This is a genomic window from Sorangium sp. So ce128 (genome assembly GCF_051525245.1).
Classification (GTDB): domain Bacteria; phylum Myxococcota_A; class Polyangia; order Polyangiales; family Polyangiaceae; genus Sorangium; species Sorangium cellulosum_B.
The window spans coordinates 309,999-325,302 of record NZ_CP150313.1; the positions used below are offsets into that span (position 1 = coordinate 309,999).

At 72.9% G+C, this 15,304-nt stretch carries 14 protein-coding genes, 1 pseudogene and 1 riboswitch; all 15 genes and pseudogenes read right to left on the reverse strand.

Annotated elements, in window-relative coordinates; genetic code table 11:
• Positions 1–249: 249 nt before the first annotated feature.
• The 15 genes and pseudogenes from cobJ to WME82_RS01275 all read right to left on the reverse strand — a co-directional run bounded on the left by cobJ (position 250) and on the right by WME82_RS01275 (position 15,189).
• Positions 250–1,521, reverse strand: a pseudogene (cobJ, locus tag WME82_RS01205) (precorrin-3B C(17)-methyltransferase).
• On the reverse strand, positions 1,514–2,653 hold the full coding sequence (locus tag WME82_RS01210; RefSeq protein WP_438041325.1) for a cobalt-precorrin 5A hydrolase: 1,140 nt from the start codon (positions 2,651–2,653) through the stop codon (positions 1,514–1,516). The pseudogene cobJ and the gene WME82_RS01210 overlap by 8 nt, the downstream one beginning before the upstream one ends.
• Positions 2,650–3,450: a precorrin-2 C(20)-methyltransferase gene (gene cobI / locus WME82_RS01215; protein ID WP_438041326.1), complete on the reverse strand. Its 801-nt coding sequence runs from the start codon at positions 3,448–3,450 to the stop codon at positions 2,650–2,652. The genes WME82_RS01210 and cobI overlap by 4 nt, the downstream gene beginning before the upstream one ends.
• Positions 3,447–4,784 (reverse strand): precorrin-6y C5,15-methyltransferase (decarboxylating) subunit CbiE, encoded by a 1,338-nt coding sequence (cbiE, locus tag WME82_RS01220; protein ID WP_438041327.1) that lies wholly within the window; start codon positions 4,782–4,784, stop codon positions 3,447–3,449. Before cbiE ends, cobI begins: the two co-directional genes overlap by 4 nt.
• Positions 4,781–5,518: a precorrin-8X methylmutase gene (locus WME82_RS01225; protein ID WP_438041328.1), complete on the reverse strand. Its 738-nt coding sequence runs from the start codon at positions 5,516–5,518 to the stop codon at positions 4,781–4,783. Before WME82_RS01225 ends, cbiE begins: the two co-directional genes overlap by 4 nt.
• Positions 5,515–6,660, reverse strand: a complete 1,146-nt coding sequence (locus WME82_RS01230; RefSeq protein ID WP_437914509.1) for a cobalt-precorrin-5B (C(1))-methyltransferase — start codon at positions 6,658–6,660, stop codon at positions 5,515–5,517. Before WME82_RS01230 ends, WME82_RS01225 begins: the two co-directional genes overlap by 4 nt.
• A gap of 17 nt (positions 6,661–6,677) precedes the next feature.
• A complete protein-coding gene (locus WME82_RS01235) occupies positions 6,678–7,415 on the reverse strand; it encodes an FAD-dependent oxidoreductase (RefSeq protein ID WP_438041329.1) in 738 nt (245 codons plus the stop codon).
• A 69-nt stretch (positions 7,416–7,484) separates the two neighbouring features.
• Positions 7,485–7,859: a DUF3209 family protein gene (locus tag WME82_RS01240; protein WP_438041330.1), complete on the reverse strand. Its 375-nt coding sequence runs from the start codon at positions 7,857–7,859 to the stop codon at positions 7,485–7,487.
• Positions 7,860–7,882: 23 nt separating this feature from the next.
• Positions 7,883–9,070, reverse strand: a complete 1,188-nt coding sequence (locus tag WME82_RS01245) for a CbiX/SirB N-terminal domain-containing protein (RefSeq protein ID WP_438041331.1) — start codon at positions 9,068–9,070, stop codon at positions 7,883–7,885.
• Positions 9,046–9,867: an energy-coupling factor ABC transporter ATP-binding protein gene (locus WME82_RS01250; RefSeq protein WP_438041332.1), complete on the reverse strand. Its 822-nt coding sequence runs from the start codon at positions 9,865–9,867 to the stop codon at positions 9,046–9,048. The genes WME82_RS01245 and WME82_RS01250 overlap by 25 nt, the downstream gene beginning before the upstream one ends.
• Positions 9,864–10,613 (reverse strand): CbiQ family ECF transporter T component, encoded by a 750-nt coding sequence (locus WME82_RS01255; protein WP_438041333.1) that lies wholly within the window; start codon positions 10,611–10,613, stop codon positions 9,864–9,866. The genes WME82_RS01250 and WME82_RS01255 overlap by 4 nt, the downstream gene beginning before the upstream one ends.
• Positions 10,603–10,944: a hypothetical protein gene (locus tag WME82_RS01260; protein WP_438041334.1), complete on the reverse strand. Its 342-nt coding sequence runs from the start codon at positions 10,942–10,944 to the stop codon at positions 10,603–10,605. The genes WME82_RS01255 and WME82_RS01260 overlap by 11 nt, the downstream gene beginning before the upstream one ends.
• A complete protein-coding gene (locus WME82_RS01265; RefSeq protein WP_437748147.1) occupies positions 10,941–11,654 on the reverse strand; it encodes an energy-coupling factor ABC transporter permease in 714 nt (237 codons plus the stop codon). The genes WME82_RS01260 and WME82_RS01265 overlap by 4 nt, the downstream gene beginning before the upstream one ends.
• 98 nt (positions 11,655–11,752) lie before the next feature.
• Positions 11,753–11,960: riboswitch (cobalamin riboswitch) on the reverse strand.
• 906 nt (positions 11,961–12,866) lie between these two features.
• The gene (locus WME82_RS01270) at positions 12,867–13,694 is read right to left on the reverse strand and encodes an enoyl-CoA hydratase/isomerase family protein (RefSeq protein ID WP_438041335.1); all 828 of its coding nucleotides are present in this window, start codon (positions 13,692–13,694) and stop codon (positions 12,867–12,869) included.
• A 604-nt stretch (positions 13,695–14,298) separates the two neighbouring features.
• The gene (locus WME82_RS01275; RefSeq protein WP_437743751.1) at positions 14,299–15,189 is read right to left on the reverse strand and encodes a 3-hydroxyacyl-CoA dehydrogenase family protein; all 891 of its coding nucleotides are present in this window, start codon (positions 15,187–15,189) and stop codon (positions 14,299–14,301) included.
• Positions 15,190–15,304: the final 115 nt, after the last annotated feature.

Consider the following 15,304-nt stretch of genomic DNA (forward strand, 5'->3'; position numbering starts at 1 on the left):
GAAACTGCGAGGGCCGATCCCATGCCTCAGCGGGGTACTGATCCCAGTACCCCGCTGAAGTGAGATCAGATGCCCGGATAGTCAGCTACACAGCGGTGCGCAGGGGACTACGGACACCCATGCAGCCGACTTCGGAGGCCGACTCTCGCCGGAACTCGTGACGAAGCTTGAGGGCCTTGCGGGTAGCCCGGCCGCGACACCGCAGCGACGAGCGGGCTGGCCTCGCTTTTGCCGGGCCAGGAGCCGAGATCAGAGGCAGCGCAGGACGTTGTCGCGCACGAGCTGCCAGATGGGCTCGGGGATGTCGCCCAGCCAACGCGCGTCCCGCTCGACCGGCGCCTCGGCGTCGTCGAGCGGGTCGTCGTGGCTGTAGACGAGCCGCCACAGCCGCTCGCTCACCGAGCCATTCCGGTCGATCACGAAGCGGTGGACGAGCTTCTTCGCGAGCTCCTCGCCCTCGACGTCGAGCAGCAGCACCGGCGGCGCCACCTCGATCTCGCTCGCGTCGCGAAGCGGCTTGAGCCGGACATAGGCCCCCTTCACGAGGTCGACCTCGTCCGGCGGCTCGAACCCCGCCGCGCGGAAGTCGCACGGCGCCTTGGTGTTGCCGACGAGGTAATACGCCCCCTGGGTCTCGGCGAGGATCGCGCCGCCCAGCCTCCCTACGCGTGCCATCTAGACCTCCTCCGCGGTGCCGCTCTCCTCGGAGAGCACGAGCGAGCGCCCCGGCGTCTGGCCGGGGAGCGCGGCTCCATCCCATGTGTACTTGTTGGTATACCCGCGCGGGGTGACCATGTACCCCTCGAACATGAAGGTGTTGGTCGACCCGACGAGCACCGTCGTCAGCATCCCGATCTCGTACTCGAGGAAATGGTCGAGATCGGTGAGCACGGCGCTCTCCAGCTTGCGGTAAGCGCTCTTCACCAGCGCGACCGGCGTCGTGCCCGCGCGGTGCTGGCGGATGATCTGCTGCGCCCGCACGATCTGGCGCGTGCGCCGCCCGCTCGCCGGATTGTAAAGGCCGATGACGAAGTCGGCCCCGGCCGCGGCCTCGAGCCGCCGTTCGATCACGGGCCACGGGGTCAGGAGGTCGGAGAGGGAGATGGCGCAGAAGTCGTGGCCGAGCGGCGCGCCGACGAGCGACGCGCACGCGTTGAGCGCCGTCATCCCGGGCACGAGGCGGAGCTCCGGCGACTCGCCCCGCTTCCAGCCGATCTCCTCCAGCACCTGGAAGACGAGCCCGGCCATGCCGTAAACGCCCGCGTCGCCCGACGAGATGATCGCCACGCGCGCCCCGTCCCGCGCCCGCTCCACCGCGGCGCGCGCCCGGCCGATCTCCTCGGTCATGCCGGTCTTGATCACCTCCTTGCCCTCGATCAGGTGCTTCACCAGCCGGATGTACGTCGTGTACCCGACGATGAGGTCCGAGGCCGCGATCGCCTCGAGGGCGGCGCGGGACGCGTGCTCCTCGGCGCCGGGGCCGATCCCGACGATCGACAGGACTCCTTTGCTGTCACCCATGGCTCTCCTCCACGTTGCGCTTCGAGAAGGGGACGCGCGCCACCGCGAGCGTCATGGACCGCCCCACGCCCTCCTCGGTGTACGCCCGCTTCGGCACGAGCAGCCTCGCGGCCCCCGCCGCCCGCAGCGCGGCCGGCTCGGCGACGCCCCGGGCGCCGACGTGCTTCTTCACCGTCTCCGACGGGTTCTCGATGCCCTCGGTCGCGTCGAGCTCCTCGGGCGTGAACGTGACGAGCGGCCACCCCCGCCGCGCCGACAGCGCGAGCAGCGCTTCCTCGTCGGCCTTCTTGTCGATCGTCGCCAGCGCCTTCACCGATCTCGCCGATAGCCCGTGCTCCTCGAGCAGCCGGTCGACGCCGCGCTCCACCATGTCGAGCGGCGCGCCGCGATCGCAGCCGATGCCCAGGACCAGGCTCTTCGGCCGGTAGACGACGGCGCGCTCGACGATCTCGGGGTGCGAGCGGGAGAGATCGCGGTCGCTCGCGACGAGCAGGATCTCCCACGCGCCGGGGTCCACGCCGTCGAGCGACGTCGCGTAACGCACGCCCGGCGGCAGCGGCGTCGCCTCGGGCCAGAACGAGGGCTCGCCGGTCTCCTGGACGAACAGCACCGGCGCGGCGTTCACGACGGCGGCGCAGCCGCGCGTCACGTTGCGGTCGGGATCGTCAAGGGTCCACCCGAGGTCCCGGCCGAGGATGTCGACCGTCAGCGTCCCGAGCGCGTCGGACGCCGTGGTCACCACCGGCTGCGCGCCGAGCAGCCCGGCCACCTTCTCGGTGAACGCGTTGCCCCGCCCGACGTGCCCGGAGAGCACGCAGATCGAGAAGCGCGCCGTGTCGTCGACGCACACGACCGCAGGATCGACCTTCTTGTTCTTGAGCAGCGGCGCGATCATGCGCACGACCGCCCCGACGCTGATCACGAAGACGTGGCAGTCGTAGGCCGTGAACGCCTCGTTCAAGAGCGGCCCCATCGGCAGCGGGAGCGGCTTCGCCCCCGCCGGCGCCCCGTCGAACAGCTTCTGCGACACGTAGAGATCCGCGCCCGGCAGCCCCTCGATGAGCTTGCGCGCGATGGAGATCCCGTGCCGCGTGATGGCGTAGATGGCGTAGGGCTTGCGCTCGGCGATCATGGGGCCTCCGGTTCGGTAACAGCCTTGTCGAAGCCGCCCGGCGGCGAGGCCGGGGCCTCCCCGACGAGCAGCCCGCTCCGCTCCCCGCGCGTGACAACGACCATGGCGAAGCAGTCGCCCCGCTCGCCCTGCGCGGCCCGGAGGTCGCGGACGATCCGCTGCTCGGGCATCGTCGCCTTGGACACGAACACGGCCCGATCGAGGAGGCCAGCGCGCGTGAGCGCCTCGGTCACCTTCGGCATCTCCGAGCCGATCTTCATGAGGACCACGGTGTCGAAGCGCTGGAGGACGTCGGTCAGGTCGTCGACGCCGTACGTGGCGGGCAGGATGGCGATCCGCTCCTGCCCGTCGGCGAGCGCGAGCCCGCTCACGGCAGGGACCGCCGTGACCGAGGTGACGCCGGGGACGACCTCGACCTCGAGCCCGGGGAAGCGGCGGAGCGCCTCGCGGCGCACATAGACGAAGGTGCTGAAGAGCGACGGATCCCCCTCGGTGGCGAACGCGACGGTGAGGCCGCGCGAGAGCCGGTCGCCGATCTTCTCGACGGCCGCCTCCACGTAGGGGCGGACGCGATCCGGATCCTTGCTCATGGGGAAGGTGAGGAGCAGCCGCTCCTTGTCCCGCTGCTTGCCGACGACGGGCTCGAGGATCCGGTAGGCCATCGAGGCGCCGAAGTCCGAGCTGCGGGGGAGCGCGAGCACGTCCGCCTCCTGCAGCACGCGCACGGCGCGCAGCGTGAGCAGGTCCGGCGCGCCGGGGCCGACGCCCACGCCGTAGAGCTTGCCGAGGCCGCTCATGACGCCTCCGAGGTGGACCGCGGCGTACCGGAGGGCGCTGGCCGGGCCGGCGCCGCGCCCTCCGCCGCTTCCGCTCCTTCCGCTGCTTCCTGCGCCTTCGCCGGCTTCGTCGCGGCGAAGATGTGGATCGGGTTCAGCGCCTCGTACCGCACGTAGCGCGCGAGCGGGACGCCGCGCGAGACCGAGAGCAGTGTGACCTCGGGGTCGAGCCCCCGCGCCCGCAGCGCGCGGTACGTCTCGGCGACGTTCTCCATCGTGATGGCGTTGACCACGAGCCGGCCGCCGGGGCGCAGCCGATCGAGCGCCACCGTGACGATCTCCTCCATGCTCCCCTTGCTCCCTCCGACGAACACCGCGTCCGGGTCCTCGAGCGCCGCGAGCGCCTCGGGCGCGCGGCCCGCGACGACGCGCACGTTGTCGACCCCGTGCGTGCGGACGTTGTCGCGGCAGATCTCCACGCCCTCCGGGTCGACCTCGATCGCATGGACCCGCCCGAGGGGGCAGAGCATCGCCGCCTCGATCGAGACCGACCCCGAGCCGGCGCCGACGTCCCAGACGACCGCGTCGGGGCGGATCGCCATCGACGCGATCGAGAGCATGCGCACCTCGCGCTTCGTGATCAGGCCGTTCTTCGGCATGCGCTTCGCGAACGCGTCCTCGTGCAGGTAGGGGACGGCCGGCGGCGGGCGCCACGCGGGATCGCTCCGCAGGAGCAGGAGCACGTTCAGCGGCCCGATGTCCTCGCAGGCGGCGAGCGCGGCGAGGTCGAACGCGCGCACGCGCTCGCCGGCGCCCGCGAGGCTCTCGCAGACCCACGCCTTCCAGCCGGCGTCGCCGTGCTCGAGGAGCCGCGCCGCGAGGCGGGCCGGGCTGTTCTCTCCGTCGGTCAGCACCGCGACCTTCGAGAGCCGGCGGAGGCGCGTCGCGAACCCCTCGGGGGAGCGCCCGTGGACCGAGACGAACGCGGCGTCGTCCCAGGCGATCCCGGTGCGCGCGAACGCCCACTGGACCGAGCTCAGGCTCGGGATGATCTCGACGTGCTCGCCGCCGAGCTTCCGGACGACGAGCGCGCCGACGCCGAAGAACAGCGGGTCGCCCGAGGCGAGGATGCACACGTTCTGCTCGGCGGACAGGGCGTCCACGCGGTCGAGCGCCGCGGACAGGCCGCCCTTGAGGGCGATCTTCTCGCCGCGGAACTGCGGGAAGAACTCGAGGTGCCGCTCGCCCCCCACGAGCACCTCGGCGCGGGCGATCGCGGACGCGGCGCGGCTCGACAGGCTGGCGCACCCGTCGTCGCCGATGCCGACGACGGTGACGGCGCGGCGCGCGCTCATCTCGCCACCTTGGCCGGCTCGGCCGGGCCGGCGGAGCCCGCGGATCCTGTCGATCCCGGCGATGCCGCCGATTCCGACGACAGGAGCAGCAGCGCGTGGACGATCGCGACGGCGATGGGGCTGCCGCCCTTGCGGCCGCGCGCCACGATGGAGGGGAGCCCGGACTCGAGCAGAGCCTCCTTGGACTCCGCCGCCGACACGAAGCCGACCGGCACGCCGATCACGAGCGCCGGCCGCGCCCCCTCCTCCCGGGCGAGGCGCACGACCTCGAGCAGCGCCGTCGGCGCGTTGCCGATCGCCACGATCGCCCCGTCGAGCAGCCCGAGCCGGTGCGCCTTGCGCATCGACTCGATCGCGCGGGTCGAGCCGGCCGCGGAGGCGGCCTGGATCACGTCGTCGTCCGAGATGAAGCAGTGGATCGCGCAGCCGTACGACGCGAGCCGCTGCTCGTTCAGGCCGACGCCGATCATCTTCACGTCGACGAGGACCGGCGCGCCGCCCCGGAGCGCCGCGATGCCCCGCGCGATCGCCTCGGGGTGGAGCCGCATGAGCGACGAGAACTCGAAGTCCGCTGTCGCGTGGATCACGCGGCGGACGACCTGCCACTCGGCCTCCGGGAAGCCGTGCGCGCCGACCTCCTCGTCGATGATCGCGAAGCTCTTGTCCTCGATGCGCCGCCCGAGCGCGGTCATCTGCCGCATGTCGTTCACCGCGCGCACCTCATCACCACTCATGGCTCCTCCGCCTTCTCCGCTCTGTCCGCACCGATGGCACCGGCGTCGCCGGCCGGATACCGGCCGAGCAGCGCCCCGTTGAAATCGACAAGGCAGGCGTGCACCTCGAGGGCGCCGCCCGCGTGACGCGAGGTGTGCTCGACGACGCGCCGGCAGATCCCCCCGGGCACGCCGGTGAGCCCCTCGCGCTGGCACAGCTCGAGCACGTGCCGCGCGGTGTTCGCCTGCCGGATCTCGGCGGCGATCTCCGGCCGCGCGCCGAGCTCCTCGGCGATCTGCGCGAGCAGCTCCATGCTCACCTCCGAGCCGGCGGCGTGCGTCATCATCTTGCCGTCGGCCATCTTCGAGAGCTTGCCGATCATGCCGACGATGATCGCGCGGGCGATCCGCCGCCGCGCGGCGTGGCGGACCCCGGTGCCGATGAAGTCGCCCACCTGGATGAACGCCTCCTCCGGGAGCTCCGGGTAGAGCTTCATCGCGTACGCCTCGGATTTGCCGCCGGTCGTCAGCGCGAGCGCCGCGATGCCGCGCTCTGCGGCGACGTCGATCGCCTGCACGACGCTCGCGCGGAACGCGGCGGTCGAGTACGGCTTCACGATCCCGCTCGTCCCGAGGATGGAGATGCCGCCGATGAGCCCGAGCCGCGCGTTGATGGTCTGCTTCGCCATCTCCTCGCCCTGGGGGACGCTGAGGGTCACCGTGGCCCCGGCGAAGCCCGATCCCTCGAGCTCCTCGAGGACCATCTCGGTGATGTTCCGGCGCGGCACGGGGTTCACGGCCGGCGCGCCGACGGGCAGCCCGAGCCCCGGCTTGGTCACCACGGCGACCCCCGCGCCGCCGCGGATCTCGACGCCGGGCTCGAGGCGGAGCTCGACCTCGGCGACGAGCTCGGCGCCGTGGGTGCAGTCGGGATCGTCGCCGGCGTCCTTGATGACGCTGCACGTGGCGCGCGGCCCATCGCGATCGCAGCGCCTCAGCGGGAAGGTGACCTTCTGCCCGTTCGGCAGGGTGGTCTCGATGGCGTCGACCGCCGCGCCGCGCGCGAGCACGCGCGCCGCCGCCTTGGCCGCGGCGGCCGCGCACGCGCCCGTCGTGAACCCCTCGCGCTGCCCCTTCGGGTCTCTCGGCCGGACCTCTACCATCCAGGGATCCTGAACGATTACGAGGACTTCTTCATCGGGTTGTTGAAGAAGCTCTCCAGGAGCACGCTGCCCTCGGGCGCGCCGAGCGAGGCGAGCCGGTCGCGGAGCGGGTAGAGGATCGCGCCGTCGCCGGCGCAGAGCACGGCGTCGTGGGGCCCTGCCGCGAGCTCTCGCTCCACGAGGGCGCACGCGCGTGCCGGCCGCTCGGGGTGGCCGATCGGGGGGAGGTCGCGGGCGACCGCGAGGCGGACGGCGGCGGGGAGGCGCTCGCGGACGAACGGCTCGGAGGCGAAGGTCTCGCCCGGCTCGACGAGCCAGAGCAGGTCGAGCTGCGCCGCGCCGGCGGCGGCCGCGCTCCGGGCGATCCCGAGGGCGGCGGTGATGCCCGTATCGGTGGCGATCACGAGCGCGCGGCCGGAGAAGCCAGGCGCGAGCCGCAGCTTGCCCCAGGGTCCGCTGAACTCGAGCTCGGCGCCGACGGCGATGTCGTTGAGCACGTTCGAGCCCGGCCCGGCCCCGATGCGCTTCACCGCGATCTCGACCGTGCGCTGCTCGGCGTCGCTGGAGAGCAGCGAGTAGGCGCGCTTCGCGAGCCTGCCGCCGGGCAGGGTGACGCCGGTGTTGATGATCACGTACTGCCCGCCGGCGAAGCCGACCTCCGCGCCGTCGACGCGCTCGAGCCGGAGCAGCCGGGCGGCGTCGCCGAGCGGCGTTGCGTGGGCGATCCTGATCTTCGGGTTGCCTTGTGTTGCCATGACGTCGCTCCTGTCTCCGCGCGGTCGCAATCACGCGCCCCATGGCCGCTCCGGTGAGCGGCCCGCGCTTCACTCGGCCGGGTAGATCTCGTGCACGAAGTCGTGCATCTCCTCGAGCTCCCGGTAGAGCCGGCCGAGCCCGTCGACCTGGGCGCGCAGGTCGAGCTCGACCTGCTTCGTGAGGATGAGGAGCGAGCGCAGGTAAGGCAGCTTCGGGTCGCCGGCGGCGGTCTTCGCGACCTTCTCCTGGAGCTCCACGAGCGACCCCTCGAAGAGGCGCGAGAGGTTCTTCAGGTCCCCGGCGCGCAGCATCGCCGAGACCGGCCCGGGCTCGGCGGCCGCGGCGCCGAGCTCGGCGAGCTCGTGCGCGCGCTCGCCCGGGTCGTCGATCCCGAGGATGTTCATGAGCCCAAGGCGGAGCGCGGCGATCTCGTGACAGGCCATATCGGTTCTCTCCTATCCATCCTTCATTGCATGATGTCGTCGACGAGCCGGGCCACCAGCCGGTCGCCGAGCAGGTGCTCCTCGACGAGGTCCTTCGCGTCCTCCTCGCGGACGCCGCGGTACCAGACCCCGTCGGGGTAGACGGCGACCGTCGGCCCCTCGCCGCAGCGCCCCATGCACGACGTCCTCGTCACGCGGATCTGCTGCTGCTGGCCGGCCTGCTTCACGAGCCTGCGCACCGACTCGAGCAGCGCCAGGCTGCCGCGGTCCACGCAATCGGCGTTGCCGCAGACGAGCACGTGCTTGCGCAGCGAGCGGTGGGCGTGCGGGTGGTTCGACGCCTGCGTGTGCGTGAGCGTGTGGCGCACGCTGTAGAGCATCGCCTTGAGCCCGCCGACCTCCCGGGCGAGCCCCGGCAGCGCGGTGCGGTACATGCACGTGTCGCAGGGGAGCGGCGCCTCACCGGCGAACGCCTGGCGCGCGCGCTCGTCGATCAGGCCCTCGAGCGCGCTCGACCGGCCGAGGTGCGGCGCGAGCGACGCCCGGATCCACGGGTATGTCGACGAGAAGCGGTCGACCTGCTCGGCGAGCTTCGTCATGAGCCGCCCGGCGAAGAGGAAGTAGGGGACCACCACGACGCGCTCCGGCCGGTGCCGCGCGACCCGCTCCAGCGTCTCCTCGACCGAGGGCCGGGTGACGCCGATGAAGGTCGGCTCGACGAGCTGGAGCCCGCGGCCCTCGCCGATGAGGCGCGCCGTCTTGCAGAAATCGCCGTTCGCGTCGGGGTCGCTCGACCCGCGCCCCACGACGACGAGCGCCGACCGGGCCCGCGCGGCCGGGTCGGCCGGCAGCGCGGTCGCGGCGCGCTCGAACGCGATCTCCGCGAGCGCCGGGTGCACGCCGAGCGGCCGCGCCGCCGAGAAGCGCACGCCCGGGTGCGCGGCCCGCGCCCGCTCGAGAGCGAGGGGGATGTCGTTCTTCACGTGCCCCGCCGCGAACAGGAAGAGCGGCACGACCGCCACCCGCGACGCCCGCGCCGCGAGCGCCGCGAGCGCGTCGGCGAGGTGCGGCGTCGCGAGCTCGATGTAGCCGTGCTGCACGGCGATCTCGGGCCGCGCCGCGGCGTAATCGGCCACGATCGCCTCGAACTCGGCGTTCGACGCGGCGTCGCGGCTGCCGTGGCCGATCAGCAGGAGACCGTCGTCATGCACGCGAGCGCCTCCTCCAGGGTGAGCGGGAGGCCCGCGCCGCCCCGCGGCGGCGCAGGGCTCATCCGGGTCCAGAGCTCGGCGACCCACGGCCGCCGCACCCGCGCCCGCGCGAGGAGCTCCCCCCGCGCGAACACCTCCCGCGGCGGCCCGTCCGCGAGGACCTGACCGTCGCCGAGCAAGACCGCGCGCGAGGCGAAGAGCGGCACGAGATCCACCGCGTGTGTCGCGGTGACCAGCGTGGTCCCCTGCTGCTCGGAGAGCGCGCGCAGCGTCTGGCACAGGGCGAGCTCGCCCTCCGGGTCGAGCCCCGCGGTCGGCTCGTCGAGCAGCAGCACCCGCGGCCGCATCGCCAGCATCCCGGCGATGCACGCGCGCTTGCGCTCGCCGAAGCTCAGCGCCTCGATGGCCCGATCGGCGAGGTGGGCGATCTGCACGGCGGCGAGCGCCGCCTCGGCGCGGCGGCGCGCCTCGGGCGCGGGCAGGCCGAGGTTTCGCGGGCCGAACAGGACGTCGTCGAGGAGCGTCGCGCCGAGCAGCTGGTCGTCCGGGTCCTGGAGCACGAGCGCGGCGCCCGCGGCGACGGCGTCCGAGGGCGAGGCCACGCGGCGGCCCGCGATCTCGACGCCGCCGCCGGGCGCCGGGAGGAGCCCGACGAGCGTCCGGAGCAGCGCGGTCTTGCCGGCGCCGTTGCCGCCGAGCACCGCGACGGACTCGCCCTCGGCGACGTCGAGGCGCACGTCGCGCAGCACGGGCTCGCCGCGCCGGTAGCCGAGCCGGGGGGCGCGCAGCGCGATCATCCGGCCTCTCCCGCGGCGACGCTGAGCCCGAGGGTCGCGAGGGCGGCGGCGGCGAACGCGACGTTCGCGGCGGGCGCGCTCGTCCTTCGGTCGGCGACGGGGAGCTTCCCCTGGTAGCCGCGGAGCTGCATCGCGAGCGCGGCGCTCTCGGAGCGCTCCAGCGTCCGGAGCGCCACGACGCCCGCGACGGCGCCGGCCGAGCGCGCCGCAGCGCCGAGGCGCGTGAACCCACCGCGGAGCGCGGCGGCGCTCCACGCGCTGTCGGCCGCGCGCTGGAGCACGCCGGCGAAGCGCCGCGTCAGCGCGAGCAGCTCGACGAGGGCCGCGGGGACGCCGAGCCCGGCGAGCGCCGCCTCGATCTCGGCGGGCGCGGCGGCGCCGGCGAGCCACCGGAGCACCGCGGCCGCCGCGAGGACGCGCGCGCCGATGGCCACGGCGCGGCGGGCCCCCTCGGCCGTGATCGCGTCGGCCGGGAACGGCGCGCCGGGGAGGAGCGGCGCCCCCGGCGTGAGCGCGAGCGCGAGCGCCGCCGCGACCGCTCCGATCCACGCGGCGGGCGCGGCGGCGCGGAGGACGGCGCGCGCCGGCGTGCCCTGGAGGCGGAGGGCCGCGCACGCGAGGAGGAGCAGCGCGGCCGGCGTGACGGGCGAGCGCGCGCCCGCGGCGACGCAGCACGCCGCCACGGCGGCCCCGAGGCGGAGCCGGGCGTCCACGTCGCGGAGCCGCGCGGGCGGGTCAGTCCGCACGGAGGCCTTCGCCGACGGCCTTGCCCGCGGGCGCGCCCGCGCGCTCGACGAAGAGCACGCGCGAGAAATAGCCGAGGGCGAAGCCGGCGAGGAGCCCGGCCCAGAGGAACGCGAACAGCAGGAGGTCGCCCTCGAGGCCCGCGAACAGCGGCCCCGTGTCGTGGCGCCCTGCGTCCTCGGCGACGCGGCGCACCACGGCCTCGTCGACGCCGTCCCAGGACGCGTTGCCGCAGGCGGCGAGCCAGAATGAACCGGCGAGCTGGAGCGCTGCCGCGCACGCGCGCCGCGCGGGCGGCGCTGACAGCGGGCGCTGTCCGAGCCGCCGCGTCACGACACCCCCGGGGCGAGCCGGACGACCTGGAGTCGGTCCAGGATGTCGGGCCGCCGGGCGCGCAGGAAGGCGAGCGCCCCCGCGGTCATGACGCCCTCGAGCAGGCCGAGCGGGAGCTGGGTGGGGACGAAGGCGAGGGCGACGCCCGTGAACATGGACGTCACCGAGCCCTCGCCCGAGAGCCCGAGCGCGAGCGCGAGCGCCGTGGTGGCGTAGGTTGCCCAGTCCGACGTCACGCCCGCGAGGAAGCCCGCGACCCAGAGGTTCGCGCCGCAGCGCCGCGCGACATGGAAGGCGAAATATCCGGTGAAGGCGCCCGCGATGCCCATCGACGCGACGTCGGCGCCGAGCGTGGTGAGGCCGCCATGCGCGAGGAAGAGGGCCTGAATAAGGAGCGCCACCACGGTGACGAGGACGGTCATCCAGGGGCCGATGAGCACCGCCGCGAGCCCTGTGCCGCACGGGTGGGAGCAGGTCCCGGCGGTCGGCACCGGCACGGGCATGCACGAGATCGCGAAGACGGCGGCCGCGATGAGGCCGACGAACGGCTTGTAGAAGGCGTCCTGCTCGGTGCGGCGCCGGAGCAGGTGGAGGGCGATCGCGACGAAGGGCAGGGCGAGCGCGTTCCAGAAGGCGCACCAGCCGAGCGGCAGGACGCCTTCCGCGAGGTGCATCGCGGCCGCGGGCCGGGGCGCGAGGAGCGTCCCCAGGGACACGGCGGCGATCGACAATGCGCGGCCGTGAAGACCGATTTCGGCGCTCCGGGTGAAGTCCGCACCCGAACGCCACGAAGACGTGCGCAAGCTGCACCTCGTGGGAGGCTCGGGTAGGTCTCCCGGCTCATGGGTTCAGGGAGCTGATCGAGCTCCCAGCGCTGCGTCCACCTTCCCAGGCCTCTTCCAATGGGGCCCAGTGGTCTTCGGAGGCAGCTCCCCACTCACGGTGGCGGGACCGCGCCGGTTTTGCACCGGCTTCCCTGTTATGCCCCGGAGGGCACCCGAGGAATGGATTGTCAGGCCGGTGCTCGGTAATCCCGTTTCGTGCCCGGCGTCAAGGACGTCGCGCCCCGATCGTGGAGGAGGGTGCTCGGCGGTGATGCCTGCGCTGGTGGACACCCCGCCCTCGGGGGCGCTGCCGAGGCGCACGAGGCCATCGCTGCCGAGGCGCGTCGCGCGCCCGTCGGCGCCCCCCCCATCGAGCGGCCATGGGCGCCGACGAGCGATCGAGGCCCTGTCGTGCGGTGGCCCGAGGCCGAGAAATTGACCCAGACGCATCACGCGAAGAGTCGTCGAGCACACGTCTTGAATTATGTCCACCTTAGATAAAACCTGTTTACTTTGTCGCCGCGCGGTCGCAGCCCCCGTCTCGGTCTGGGCCCGCACGAGGGCCTCTCGTGCGCTTGAATACAGGAGCCGGCGCGTTCCTTCCGCAGTGTGCTTTGTTCGTCCTGGCTCTTTACTCGGGAGCAGGTGTCCGGTGTACGGCCTGCTGCCTCGTGGCCTCTCTTATTGAAGAGATGAGGGATTTCGTGTTCGCTCGTCTCGGAATGCGAGACGAACGCTGCGCTGGGCGCTGTCTCTGGTGGAGGGGTATGCCCGGCTCGAACGTGAATCCCCGCAGATCGGGTGTGTGTGGGTCGCGCGCCCGCCTGGCTGCCTTCGCGCCCGGAGCGCTCTGCTCGCTCGGCGTGCACGCGTTGCACTTTGTTATCGACAATGCGCCTGCGGATGCCACAATCTGACTACCGCATGCGCACCGGCGCGGACCCCCCAGCCCGGAGCGCATGCGGTCTTTCTTCTGCACCGTGGCGGACGTTCAAGACTCCGGCGCGGTTTCCCTGCCGCGGTCATTCTGGGCCCCCCTCCAGCGTGATGCGCGGTATTTTTTTGCCCTCGAGCGCGCGGTTCGCGTCTTCCGAGGTGTCACTTTCCGGTGAACGTGGCCTGCGATTTCGCCAGGAACGCTTTCATTCCGAGCTGTTGATCTTCGCTGCCGAAGAGCGCCGCGAATGCCTGGGCTTCCAGCTCGTTGGCGGCGGCGAGGTCGAGGCTCTCGCCGCGCAGGAGGACGCGCTTGGCGGCGGCGACGGCGAGCGGGCCGCGCGAGGCGATCTTGAGGGCGGTCTCGCGGGCGCGTGCGAGGAGCTCGGTCGCCGGGAAGACGGCGTTGACGAGCCCGATCGACAGCGCCTGCTGGGCGGTGATCATGTCACCTGAATAGACGAGCTCGCGCGCGCGTCCGGGCCCGACCCGTCGCAGCAGCCGCTGGGTCCCGCCGAACCCCGGGATGACGCCCAGGTTCACCTCGGGCTGGCCGAGTTTGGCGCCTTCGGCGGCGTAGATGAAGTCGCAGGCGAGGGCGAGCTCGCAGCCGCCGCCCAGCGCGAAGCCGTTGACGGCGGCGATCACGGGGAAGGGGGCAGTCTCGATGAGCTCGGCGAGCCGGTGGCCTGCGTCGGCGAACCGCTTCGCGGCGATGCTGTTCATGGTCGCCATCTCCGCGATGTCGGCGCCGGCGACGAACGCCTTGCCGGCGCCGGTCAGCACCGCCGCGCGGACCTCGTTGCCCTCGGCGGGCGCGAGGAGGTCGCGGAAGGCCGCGGTGAGCTCGCCGAGGACGGCGGGGTTCAGGGCGTTGAGTTTGTCGGGCCGCTGGATGGTCACGGTGGCGACGTGATCCGCGCGCTCGACGGCGACGAACTGGAGCGTACCGCGAGCAGGGGCCCCCGGCTGCTGTTCTTGAGCGGTCATGGAGCGTGGTTAGCAGCGCCCCGCGCCGGGGGGAAGCGCCTGCCGTGGGCCAGGGAAGGCGTCATTCCGTGTCCTCCCGATCCCGCTGTGTCGAGGCCGTTGCCGAGCCGACGAGCGAGCGATTTCCAAGCGAGCGATTTCCAGGCGAGCGATTTCCAGGCGAGCGATTTCCAGGCGAGCGATTTCCGGAGGAGTCGCGCGCCTGTTCCGGGACACGGCCCTTCGCTCGATCCGAACTCACCGCTTGAGTGCGGGTGTGCGCGACATGACGGTCCTGCCGCGAGCCCGCGTGCAATCGTGGGCAGTCGGGCAGACCGCCCGTCCTCCGAGCCGCACACCCGTGTTCGCCTCGCGCGGCTACCGTCGTCGCTCCCCCGTCATCATCCCCCTGGAGAGAGCCAGGGAGGGAGGGGGTGCCGCGCGGGGGGCCGGCGGGGTAGGGCCCCACGAACCCGAGCGCCGGCCTGCTCCGTGCGACGCCCTCCCGGATCGGCCCTGCCGCTCAGCCGGCCATGGCCCCCCAAAAGGCGCGAGTTCGTGGGAGGGGCCCCCGCCGGCCCCCCGCGCGGCGCCCCCTCCCTCCCTGGCTCCGTGGCAGCCTCCTCTACACCGCCCGTCCGCTCTTCTGCCCCTTCTCGTCGTACACGTAGAACCCCCGCCCGCTCTTCTTCCCGTACCACCCCGCAGCCACCAGGTTCCGGAGCAACGTGGCCGCCCGGTACTTCGAGTCCCCGAACTCCCGGTGCAGCACCTCCGCGATCGACAGCACCGTGTCGAGCCCGATCAGGTCCGCGAGCTCGAGCGGCCCCATCGGGTGGTTCAGCCCGAGCCGCGCCCCTGCGTCGATGTCCTCCGGCGTGGACAGCCCCTCCTGGAGCGCGAAGCACGCCTCGTTGAGGAAGGGGATCAGCATCCGGTTCACGATGAACCCGGGCTGGTCCTTCGAGGTGATCACCGTCTTGCCGAGCCCCACCGAGAGCGCCCGGACGGCCTCGTACGTCGCGTCCGACGTCTGGACCCCACGGACGAGCTCGACAAGCTTCATCAGCGGCACCGGGTTCATGAAGTGCATCCCGATGACCAGCTCAGGCCGGCCGGTCACCGCCCCGAGCCGCGTGATCGAGATCGACGACGTGTTCGACGCCAGGATCGCGCCCTTCGGCAGCGCCGCGTCGGCGAGCTTGAAGATCCCGCTCTTCACCTCGAAGCTCTCGGTCACCGCCTCCACGGCCAGGTCGACCCCGGCCAGGCCTGCCATCCCGTCGGCCACCGCGACGCGGCCGAGGAGCGCCTCCCGCGCCTCCGCGGCCAGCTTGCCCTTCTCCACCTGCTTCGCGAGAATGGCGGCGATCTGGGCCTTGCCCGACTCCGCCAGCGCCCTCGAGACGTCGCACAGGACCACCTCGAGGCCCGCGGCCGCGGCGACCTGGGCGATGCCTCGCCCCATCTGGCCCGCGCCGATCACCCCGAAGCGCTTGATCGTCGTAGCTTCCATGGCCGCGGTTGATAGCCGAAGCCGAGAGCGCGGTGAACCGCCCTCGCCCGCGGCCCGACGGCCCGCCCGCTCGGACGTCCACGCGCCACAGAAGCAGAAGCGCGCGAAAGCTCCG

Bases quoted from the DNA above. Each gene is read 5' to 3' on its own strand.
- WME82_RS01210 (WP_438041325.1), bottom strand. From the start codon at position 2,653: ATGATCGCCGAGCGCAAGCCCTACGCCATCTACGCCATCACGCGGCAC.
- cobI (WP_438041326.1), bottom strand. From the start codon at position 3,450: ATGAGCGGCCTCGGCAAGCTCTACGGCGTGGGCGTCGGCCCCGGCGCG.
- cbiE (WP_438041327.1), bottom strand. From the start codon at position 4,784: ATGAGCGCGCGCCGCGCCGTCACCGTCGTCGGCATCGGCGACGACGGG.
- WME82_RS01225 (WP_438041328.1), bottom strand. From the start codon at position 5,518: ATGAGTGGTGATGAGGTGCGCGCGGTGAACGACATGCGGCAGATGACC.
- WME82_RS01230 (WP_437914509.1), bottom strand. From the start codon at position 6,660: ATGGTAGAGGTCCGGCCGAGAGACCCGAAGGGGCAGCGCGAGGGGTTC.
- WME82_RS01235 (WP_438041329.1), bottom strand. From the start codon at position 7,415: ATGGCAACACAAGGCAACCCGAAGATCAGGATCGCCCACGCAACGCCG.
- WME82_RS01240 (WP_438041330.1), bottom strand. From the start codon at position 7,859: ATGGCCTGTCACGAGATCGCCGCGCTCCGCCTTGGGCTCATGAACATC.
- WME82_RS01250 (WP_438041332.1), bottom strand. From the start codon at position 9,867: ATGATCGCGCTGCGCGCCCCCCGGCTCGGCTACCGGCGCGGCGAGCCC.
- WME82_RS01270 (WP_438041335.1), bottom strand. From the start codon at position 13,694: ATGACCGCTCAAGAACAGCAGCCGGGGGCCCCTGCTCGCGGTACGCTC.
- WME82_RS01275 (WP_437743751.1), bottom strand. From the start codon at position 15,189: ATGGAAGCTACGACGATCAAGCGCTTCGGGGTGATCGGCGCGGGCCAG.